Raw genomic sequence first — 6242 nt, 5'->3', positions numbered from 1 at the left:
TGCTGAGCTTTTTCAGGAAGGGCCATTCGCCTGCCGAGATCGCCAGACGTGAGACCGGGCGCAAGGATCGGATCATGCTGACCCCGGTTCAGGTCGCCGCCTTCCATGAGAATTTCGTCAGCTTTCGCCGGTTGGCTCTAGCACACAGGCTGCCCTGGGAGGCGCTCGACCAGCGCCTTGAGGAGTTGGGCATCGTGCCGGTCGAGGGCTACTTACGCATCTACCGCAGGAGCGAAACTGATCCGCTCCTGCATGACGAAGCTGAACGCCGACCGTAAAGTCCTGCATGTTCAGTAAATAACGAAATAGTGCCAGCCAACCGTCGATTTTTCTTGACAGGTCATGCGCACGCTATTTCTTGCTTTTGCGCACTGTATTCTCTTCTCTGGCTCTGGCTCTGGCTTATCAGAGCCAGAGAAATCAAATGTGCGCGCAAGACCCTCGGAAAGTGTGATTCGGCGGCTTGAAAAGCCGTTTACATTCAATGGGATAAGAAGCCGAGATTTGCAGAAAGTGATGAATAGATTGCGCAAGAATGAAATAATGTGCGCAGTCGTAATTACTTGAATTTATTTGATTAAATGTCATGCCATATCAATCGGTGCTATCGGTCTTGGCTGATTTTTGGCCTGCCACACCATGAGCTATCATCTTGCGACGGCCTTTGCGGTTTCGCGCCCCAAATGTGCGCCATATGGTATATAAGTTAAATGTGCGCTGTGAGGTATATTGCAGAATTGTGTGCTTGATGGTATGTCGAATTCAGGGTGGTGGACCTGAAGTCGACCATCGAGGGAGCAACGGGGCATGTATCAGCCTGTTCGCAGTGCCAAGGATTTCGGCGACCTCATTCGCCACCGTCGCCAGCTTGCCGGCCTGACGCAGGCTGAGCTTGCGCAGCGTGCCGGGCTGGAGACGAAGCAGATCTCGCGCATCGAGACCGCAACGAATGTGCCTGGGCTCAATTCAATCCTCGCCCTCTGTGCGGCGCTGGATGTCGAACTGGGCCTTCGCGATCCAGATGAAGCAGGGCCTCCGTCTCATGCCGTGGCTTCGATCGAGGATATCTTCTGATGGGTCGTCGTCCGTTGCGTCGGGCGCTCGAGGTCCTGTTGAATGGGCGGCATGTCGGCATCTATCGCATGGCACCGGATGGCGGGACCAGCTTTGAATATATTCCAGAGTGGCTGGAATGGGAGCATGCCTTTCCCGTCAGTCGTCAATTGCCGCTTCTCAGGGGGAGCCGATCCGGAGAGGCGATTTCTGCGGTTTTCGAGAACCTTCTGCCGGACAGCGCAAAACTGAGAAGCACCATCGCCGAAAAGGCGGGCGCGCGCTCGGCCCGTCCCTTCGATCTTCTGGCGGCAATCGGGCATGACTGCGTCGGTGCGCTGCAGTTCGTTCCCGAAGGGATGGCCCCGCAGGATCCCTTCGCCATCCAGGCCGATGCGCAGAGCGATGGCGAGATTGCCGAAACCTTGCGTCGTCTTGACAGCGAGCCGCTGGGAATTGCGCCGGGGCAACCATTTCGGGTCTCGCTGGCCGGGGCACAGGAGAAGACTGCCTACCTCAAACAGGGCACCCAATGGTATCGACCGCGTGGCCTGACGCCGACGACCCATATCTTCAAGCGCCCGATGGGTCTGCTGGCTGGTCAGATCGACCTGACCGATAGCGTCGAGAACGAGTTCTTCTGTCTGCGTTTGGCCCGAGAGCTGGGATTGCCGGTCAATCACGCCGAGATCGCGCGGTTCGAGGATGAGAAGGCGCTCGTCCTAACCCGCTTCGACCGCGGGGAAACCGCTGACGGGCGGCTTATCCGTTTGCCGCAGGAGGACTTCTTGCAGGCGATGGGCCTTTTCTCGGCCGCCAAATATCAAAGTGAGGGCGGTCCCGGCATTCTGCGGTGTCTCGAGCTGCTCTCGGGGTCGAAGAACCGCTTCGGGGACATGAAGACCTTTCTGAAGGCGCAAGTGGTTTTCTGGATGATCGGGGCCACGGATGGTCACGCCAAGAACTTCTCGATCTTTCTCGAACCGGACGGTTTTCGTCTGACGCCGCTTTACGACATTCTTAGCGCGGCGCCCGCCTTTCGGCGCAATCAGTTGAGAAACCGAGAGCTGCAGCTGGCGATGTCCGCCGGTGACAGGAAGCACTATCGCATTGATCAACTCCTGCCGCGGCATTTCGATCAGACCGCCATTCGTGCGAAAGTGCCAGAGGATATCCGCAGGGCGGTTTTTAACGAGATCGCCGAGCAGGGGCAGGGCGCCTTGACGCGCGCTCGTGCGGATCTGCCCGAAGATTTCCCCGAGCGGATCGTTGACGATATTATCGGGTTTTCGACCCATAAACTTGCGCAAATCGAGAGCTATGCCGAGGCGATGCGGGTATGAAGGAGTTGTGATCGCGCCTATGCGCTCAATTATTTCGACTACGGTCAGGGCAAGGCGCAACCTACATTCATTCACGTCCAACCCTGCTTGGCGCAGGCATTCTCATAACACTCTGGCAGGTTTGCCGAACGAGTGATGGAGGGCACGGCATGGCAAAGTCGTCTTTGAAGGAACGGTTGACACGACAGGGGCGGGTTCAGGCAATCACGCGCGTGACCAACGGCAATCCCAGGGTGATTGTCCTGCAGCCGGGCCGTAATTCTCCCGATGTCATCACCGCCACGCTCGCGCTGGTATAACGCGGAGCAACGATGCTCAAAGCGAAGCGCGCGGTTGAAAAGGCACTGGCAAGTGGTCGCGCAGCGAATGATTTACCGATGGTTGAAGATCGGAAGGTCCTTTCAGACGAACTCGGAGCGGCAGGGATCGCTGCAGCCTACGGAGGAGATGCAGGCCGTTCCTGCGTAGACCGTCTCCCTCCGGTCCAATGGTCAGGAAGAAAAATTTAGCGACCACCCACGTCAATCAATAACCAGAGATACGCTCATCTGCTGAGGTTAAAAGACGTCCAGATTCGATAAATCAACAATAAGGGCGAAAGTGGCCTGACAGAGATGCGGCGCAGTTTAGCGGCTTGGTGACGCCGAAAGTGCAGTGCACTCGGGACGGAGGTGGTTCGGCTGGTCTGAACTGTTTCCGGGCGTTTTCCAAGTGACTTTTCGTCTCGGACAAGCTGCCATTGCTTCGGACATCGGCCGGTTAAAGTAGGCCTGATCAGGCGTTTTCCCATCAAGTGATGAATGAGGGCGGTGACTGTTGTAGAAGCTCAGATAACGGCCAATTCCGTTCCGGGCTTCGGACACGCTGGCATATGCTCGTGTATAAACATCTTCGGTTTTTAGCGTCCGCCAGAAGCGCTCGACGAAGACAATGTCGCGCCAGGCGACCTTGAGCTACTGCTCAGACAGCGTGCCTGGTCGTGGCGCTTCCATGACGAATTTGTCCTATAGTGCATCCTTCCATTCCAAAAAAAAGGATCGTGCCAACAAGCCGGGAGATCAAACAGATAGGGACAGGATGCATTGATTTTCAATTCGCTGCGTGATTTGCTGCTCGGAAAACGGAGCAGTAATATGAGTGACCTCTACTGGCTGACCGATGCCCAGATGGCGAAGCTTTCGACTTTCTTCCCGAAATCGCACCGTAAGCCTCGGGTTGATGACCGACGAGTGCTGAGCGGGATTATATTCATCAATCGCAATGGGTTGCGCTGGCGAGATGCCCCGGAAGCCTACGGGCCGCACAAGACTCTCCACAGCCGGTGGAAGCGATGGAGCGAAAAGGGCGTCTTCGCGCGAATGATGGTCGGCCTGGCTGCTGAACACGGCGAAGAGAAGACCGTCATGATCGATGCGACTTATCTGAAGGCACACCGCACCGCGACCAGCATGGCCGCGAAAAAGGGGGGCGCGGTCGCCTGATCGGTCGGACCAAGTGCGGCATGAACACTAAGCTTCACGCCATTTGCGACAGCCAAGGGCGACCTATTGACCTGTTCATCACCGCCGGACAGGTCAGCGACTACATCGGTGCGCGGGCGCTTCTCAGCAGCCTGCCTCAGGTCGACTGGCTGCTCGGCGATCGCGGCTATGACGCAGACTGGTTCCGAGATGCGTTGAAAGACAAAGGGATAACCCCCTGAATCCCCGGCCGCAAGCAACGCAAGGCACCGATCAAATATGACAAGCGCCGATACAAACGCCGTAACCGCATCGAGATCATGTTCGGCAGGCTCAAGGACTGGAGGCGTGTCGCAACCCGATATGACCGCTGCCCAAAGGTCTTCCTCTCCGCAATCGCCCTCGCAGCAGTCGTCATCTATTGGCTATGAATCCTGACCCTAGAACATTCGGTTTCATTTCGCTGGTATGGCCACTCATGTCGCCGCCTATGGCTTCGCGGGTGAGGCGGTGTCGAGCCGCTCGACCGCCTCGACCTCGGAAGCCGCCTTGTGCAGTGCGGCCCAATCGTCGGGCGGATTGCCGTCGTTCAGCATTCCTTTGAAGACCGTGTAGGCATCGGTCTTCGCGCCATATGTCCGCAGCGTCGTCTCGTCGTTCACCCAAGCGAAGATGATGACTTTCGCATTCGAGTCGTAACGAAAGAACAGGCGAAAACGTCCGTTTCCGAACTTTGCCCGGAACCAGTGCTTGTAATCATCGCCGAGGGTCGAGCCTTGCCGATAGGCGGTCGCTGTCGGGTCGGCCGGAACTGCCTCGAAAACGAGCTTATTCAGCGCGGCCAGGAGCTTGGTGTTCGCGTTCTTACGGTAATCCTCGGGCTTCTTTGCTTTCAACGCCTCGACGGTCTGGGTCAGCTTTTCTAACTGATCGAGAAAGAGGGGATGCGCAAGAATGGTCCAGCCATTGATCGTCAGCATGACTAGAGTGCGACAGCCCCGTCGATCTCGGCATCAAGGTCGACGTCGATATCGCCGACCAGCGCCGCCATACGATCCCGCAACGTCGCGGGCATCGGGATGACGGAAGTGCCGGGATGCTTCGTCATGTCGTGCGCAAGAAATGTCAGGAAGCGATCGACGACCGGATCGCTCTCCTCTTCCGTCGCCTTTTCGACATAGACGCGGCGCGCGTCATCGACGACGAAGGCGATGCGTCCGCCGTAGTCCACGCCCAGGGCCTGCCGGACGGCCTTGGGAACCGTGGTCTGGCCTTTTGAGGTGATGGTGCTTTCTTCTTTCAACAATGCGGCCATGGTCGGCTCCCAACTTGATATCAAGATTGGTAAGGAATAATTCTTACTTTGTCAAGTGGTGGGTTTACGGATGAGAGGATCGTCGCCGCCTTTACGGTGCCACGCTCCGCTCAGTGACGCCGGGATCGTCCGGCTTACCCTTCGCGCCTGCATGGTGGGGAGTATCCAAGAGTGCAACCGCGCTATTTAGTCAAATCCGCGTTGGCTGAAATAGGCTGTAAGCCCAAGGTAAGCGCCCTTAAATAAGAGGCGATATCACATGCGGGTGCGCGGTCGTCGCGGCGGCCCGCGCATAATCGTCACACTACAATGTCAACCGGCATCCACGACGGGTTTGTGTTCCGCGCGCCACCCATCGAAGCTTTTCCGCGCCCTGTCGGTCAGGAGTGACGCAAAAACTTCCGGATCGCCTGCATAGAGGCAATGCCGCATGACCGTGAACGAATTGAGCGCGGTTCAGAATAGCCGACAGCAACCAAGTGCTCGCGTTCCCAAGCTTGAATCTGATCTTCCTTGATACTGTCGAGGGGCTTTGTTGCGCTATCCCTCTTGCAGGCGGATTCATGTTTTGAGTCAGCGGGTTAGACTGGTGCCATGAGCAAGCCCGTCCCCCTTTTCCGCACAAGGAACTGGTCCAGCTACAGCCGGTCCCTGAAGCGGTGTGGCTCCCTGATGGTGTGGTTTGGCGCGTCTCTTGAAGACGGATGCACCTACGCTGCGAGAAAGACTCGGGGCCGAACGCACCGAACTCTCTCGCCATAAGCCGGATGACTGGGCTCTGCTTGATCTCGAAAAGGCAGGGCCTCTCCTGTCGGAGTTGACGACCGGGCTTTCCGACGACCTGTTTTGCGAAAGTTTGTCTCTCAATCCAGGGTCGTTCCAGGACTTGCGTGATTGCAGCTTCCTTGATTGGGCGCGGTGCCGGCATGGCAGGGGCTGGGATCTGCTTGCCGGTCAGGCGATCGTTGAGCGCCTGCTGCTGGGTGCGCAGCAAGTGGGACGTCTTTCATCGGAATGGTTGCCGCTCGAACAGGCGGCTGATCATCATGGATGCTCTACAAGAGAGCTTGT

7 protein-coding genes and 2 pseudogenes are annotated in these 6242 nt (G+C 57.3%); 6 read left to right on the top strand and 3 right to left on the bottom strand.

Annotation, left to right across the window (positions count from 1 at the left end):
* The 4 genes from ACFFUC_RS12630 to ACFFUC_RS12615 form a co-directional block, all read left to right on the top strand.
* Positions 1 to 278: hypothetical protein (locus ACFFUC_RS12630; RefSeq protein WP_377686716.1), on the top strand; the 278-nt coding region annotated here is incomplete at its 5' end.
* Positions 279 to 807: 529 nt separating this feature from the next.
* The gene (locus ACFFUC_RS12625) at positions 808 to 1074 is read left to right on the top strand and encodes a helix-turn-helix domain-containing protein (protein WP_377686714.1); all 267 of its coding nucleotides are present in this window, start codon (positions 808 to 810) and stop codon (positions 1072 to 1074) included.
* The gene (locus ACFFUC_RS12620) at positions 1074 to 2396 is read left to right on the top strand and encodes a HipA domain-containing protein (protein ID WP_377686713.1); all 1323 of its coding nucleotides are present in this window, start codon (positions 1074 to 1076) and stop codon (positions 2394 to 2396) included. The genes ACFFUC_RS12625 and ACFFUC_RS12620 overlap by 1 nt, the downstream gene beginning before the upstream one ends.
* Positions 2397 to 2545: 149 nt before the next feature.
* Positions 2546 to 2695, top strand: coding sequence for a hypothetical protein (locus ACFFUC_RS12615; protein WP_377686711.1), 150 nt, complete (start codon positions 2546 to 2548; stop codon positions 2693 to 2695).
* Between the two features lie 459 nt (positions 2696 to 3154).
* Here ACFFUC_RS12615 and ACFFUC_RS12610 read toward each other — a convergent pair.
* Positions 3155 to 3346, bottom strand: a pseudogene (locus ACFFUC_RS12610) (integrase core domain-containing protein); the annotation flags it as partial.
* Between the two features lie 183 nt (positions 3347 to 3529).
* Here ACFFUC_RS12610 and ACFFUC_RS12605 point away from each other — a divergent pair.
* A pseudogene (locus ACFFUC_RS12605) lies at positions 3530 to 4287 on the top strand (IS5 family transposase).
* Positions 4288 to 4344: 57 nt separating this feature from the next.
* Here ACFFUC_RS12605 and ACFFUC_RS12600 read toward each other — a convergent pair.
* Together ACFFUC_RS12600 and ACFFUC_RS12595 are read right to left on the bottom strand one after the other, a co-directional pair.
* Positions 4345 to 4836, bottom strand: coding sequence for a type II toxin-antitoxin system YhaV family toxin (locus ACFFUC_RS12600; protein ID WP_377686709.1), 492 nt, complete (start codon positions 4834 to 4836; stop codon positions 4345 to 4347).
* 2 nt (positions 4837 to 4838) lie between these two features.
* Positions 4839 to 5171, bottom strand: a complete 333-nt coding sequence (locus ACFFUC_RS12595) for a type II toxin-antitoxin system PrlF family antitoxin (protein WP_377686708.1) — start codon at positions 5169 to 5171, stop codon at positions 4839 to 4841.
* A gap of 694 nt (positions 5172 to 5865) precedes the next feature.
* Here ACFFUC_RS12595 and ACFFUC_RS12590 point away from each other — a divergent pair.
* On the top strand, positions 5866 to 6242 hold a 377-nt coding region (locus tag ACFFUC_RS12590), incomplete at its 3' end, for a hypothetical protein (RefSeq protein WP_377686718.1).

Origin of the sequence: Paracoccus cavernae (genome assembly GCF_042430175.1) — a bacterium.
In the GTDB taxonomy this organism is placed as follows: domain Bacteria; phylum Pseudomonadota; class Alphaproteobacteria; order Rhodobacterales; family Rhodobacteraceae; genus Paracoccus; species Paracoccus cavernae.
The sequence above is the reverse complement of the archived record's forward strand: the minus strand, read 5'-3'. Positions and strand labels throughout refer to the sequence as shown.